1 protein-coding gene is annotated in these 2067 nt (G+C 73.5%); it reads right to left on the reverse strand.

What is annotated here, in order from left to right; genetic code table 11:
• On the reverse strand, window positions 1-2067 hold a 2067-nt coding region (locus tag GA0115259_RS37390), incomplete at both ends, for a beta-N-acetylhexosaminidase family protein (protein ID WP_107469418.1).

Consider the following 2067-nt stretch of genomic DNA (forward strand, 5'->3'; position numbering starts at 1 on the left):
CGGGACCGGCGACGCCCGAGCCGGAGCCCGCGCCGGGCGGGACGATCCGTACCGCGTCGATCCGCAGGCCCTTCGCGTCCGACTGGGTCCAGCCGCTGGTCGACAGCGGGCCCAGCGCGCGCCAGCCCTGGCCCGGCACATGCGCCTCGACCGTCGCGCCGGCGCCCGTGCCGGGCTCGGACATGGTGTTCACCGCCTCGACGGGCCTGGCCGCGCCGAGGTCCACGGTGTACGAGCGCCCGTCCTTGGCGACCTTCTCGGCATCCGGCGCCCGGTCCGCGCCCGTCCACACCGACGACTCGTCCACGGCCCGGTCCAGGAAGGGCCCGAGCACGCCCTTGCCGACCGTCGCCCGGTCCGTACGGGCCTCCTCGCGCAGCGGCTCCAGATCCAGCAGCGCCTGCCAGGCCGCCGCGCCGTCGCCGCGGTCCTGCGCCTGGAGCATGTCGACGGCCAGCTCACCGGCCCGCCCGTAGCGCGCGAGCTGGTCGAGCCAGGGCCGTACCTCGTCGTCCAGCCGGCCGTCCGCGATGCCCGCCAGCCGCTCCGGAGCCTCCCGCATCACCGTGAAGGCGGCTCTGAGCCTGTTCGTCGCGGCCGTTCTGCTCTTGCTGTCCGTGGTCGTACGGGACCGCCAGAAGTTTCTCAGCAGCGGCTTCAGATACGCGGACTCCGACGAGCTGAGAATGGACGAGGCGTCATTGCCCGCGAGCGCGGTGAGCGCCTCGCGCGCCTCGGCGTCGCCGCCCGCGAGATCGTTTATGGCGGCCCGCCAGGACTCCTGCGGCTGGTATCCACGCGGATTCCAGGCGTAGTCCGCCGCCGTGAAGAGCGGGATACGGGACGCCGACGCCTGCTCCATGGCATTGGCGAGCAGGGCGGCGGAGCCGGTGGCCACGGCCGGCTCGCGGCCGGTGTACGGACCGAGGAAGATACGGCCCTGGTCGTAGTCGTTGACCGGATAGTTGTCCATGGTGACCAGCGGACGGCCGAACGCGGCGCGCGCGCCGGCCAGCTCCAGGCCCGTGATCGTGCGCGGTACGACACCGACTCCCGTCCACGCCACCTGCACACGCGCGTCGAGCGCCCCGGCGAGCGCCTCGCGGTACTCCGTCGTGCCGTCCTGGTAGTACTCCGTCGGCATCACCGTGAGCGGCTCCGCGCCGGGATGGCGGTCCGCGAGATGCTCCGCCACCGCGTTCGCCACCCGCGCCTGGGCCGCCGCGGCGGCGGCCGGCCCGGAACCGAAGGTGTCCGCGTCCTCGCCGCAGTGCCACTCGCTGTAGCTGACGTCCTGGAACTGGAGCTGCACCGCGCGCACGCCCAGCGCCCACATCGCGTCGATCTTGCGGGTGAGGTCCCGCAGATCCCGCCGCGAGGTCATGCACATGGCTTGGGCGGGAGCGACGGCCCAGGCCAGCGTCACATGGTTGCGCCGGGCGCGCTCGGCCAGCTCACGGAACTCCGTCCGCTGCGCGGCGGGATACGGCTCGCGCCAGAGCGCCTGGCGGTACGGATCGTCGCCGGGCGCGTACAGATAGCGGTTCTGTTTGGTGCGGCCCATGAAGTCGAGCTGGGCCAGCCGCTGCCGGTGGTCCCAGGGCTGCCCGTAGAAACCTTCGGTCGTCCCTCGTACGGCCGTACCCGGCCAGTCGAGCACGGCCACACCCGGGACGGAAGGACGGCCGGCCCGTTCCACGACGAGCTGGCGCAAGGTCTGTACGGCGTGGAAGAGACCGTCGTCGCCGACGCCGTCCAGCGCGACGGTGTCACGTCCGGTCACGGTGCCCACGGCGATCCGGTAGCCGCCGGAGGGCAGGTCGGCGCTGTCCGGCGTGCGCAGGGCGCGCAGCGCCTCACGCGCGCCGCTGCCGCCCATGAGGACGAGCGGTCCGCCGCCGGTGGCCGAGGACCCGGTGCGTACGGAGGCGGTGCGTACGGTACGGACACCGGCCGCGCGCAGCACCTCCGTCAGCGCGTCCACGGCGTACGCGTCGGCGTCCGGATCCGCGACGACGGTCACCTCGTCACCGAGGGCCACCGCCTGTCCGGCCGCCTTGATCGTCT

Origin of the sequence: Streptomyces sp. MnatMP-M17, assembly GCF_900091995.1 — a bacterium.
Taxonomy (GTDB): Bacteria; Actinomycetota; Actinomycetes; order Streptomycetales; family Streptomycetaceae; genus Streptomyces.